Origin of the sequence: Secundilactobacillus silagincola (assembly GCF_002583405.1) — a bacterium.
Lineage (GTDB): Bacteria > Bacillota > Bacilli > Lactobacillales > Lactobacillaceae > Secundilactobacillus > Secundilactobacillus silagincola.
In genome coordinates, this window is the sequence record NZ_BCMJ01000034.1 from 1 (window position 1) to 342 (window position 342).

At 43.3% G+C, this 342-nt stretch carries 1 rRNA gene; it reads left to right on the forward strand.

The window, feature by feature from the left end:
• The first annotated feature begins 51 nt into the window (after positions 1-51).
• Positions 52-168 (forward strand): 5S ribosomal RNA (gene rrf, locus CES82_RS12080).
• Positions 169-342 lie beyond the last annotated feature (174 nt).

Below are 342 nucleotides of genomic sequence, written 5' to 3' on the forward strand. Positions count from 1 at the left end.
CGGTAAAAGAAAATGATATTGTCTAGTTTTGAGAGCACCAGTTCTCAATAGTGTGGTGGCGATAGCCTGAAGGATACACCTGTTCCCATGCCGAACACAGAAGTTAAGCTTCAGCACGCCGAGAGTAGTTGGGGGATCGCCCCCTGCAAGGGTAGGACGTTGCCACGCAAACTAAGACAGTCATCGGGAAATCGATGGCTGTCTTTTTTATGCCGGAAATAAAAAGCAGCCAAGCAAGTCACTTTAAGTGGTTCTACAATATCTGTTGTTGGTAATAGATTATATCTATTACTGACAACAGATTTTTTGTACACTATTAAATAAAAAACGGGCATTCCCGCC